The following is a 367-nucleotide window of genomic DNA, read 5'->3' on the forward strand; positions in this document are numbered from 1 at the left end:
CACCCACTCCCCACAGGCATCCCCGGAGAGCTTTATGTAGGGGGAAAAGGGCTGGCCAGGGGGTACCTGAACAACCCGGATCAAACAGCAGAAGTCTTTGTTAATCTTGCGCAGGCAGGAAATAACAGGCTCTACCGGACTGGTGACCGGGTTATGTGGCTGGAGAGTGGTGAGCTGCTCTATCTGGATCGCATGGATAATCAGGTCAAAATCCGGGGGCAGCGTGTAGAGCCGGATGAAATTGCCCACCGGCTGGAATCCCTTGACGGTGTTGAACAGGCCATTGTTCTTCCGTATCACAGGGAAGTCAGGGAAGTGGCAGGTAACAGTTATGACTACTTTGTCGCCTGGTACACAGCCAGGCAGG

Annotated in this window: 1 protein-coding gene; it reads left to right on the forward strand. The window is 54.8% G+C overall.

All coding sequences use genetic code 11. The annotated features are described in order from the left end of the window. A partial coding sequence (locus E1189_RS00280) for an acyl-CoA synthetase family protein (RefSeq protein WP_155158159.1) occupies window positions 1–367 on the forward strand: 367 nt, incomplete at both ends.

Source organism: Parendozoicomonas verongulae (assembly GCF_009711465.1).
Lineage (GTDB): Bacteria > Pseudomonadota > Gammaproteobacteria > Pseudomonadales > Endozoicomonadaceae > Sansalvadorimonas > Sansalvadorimonas verongulae.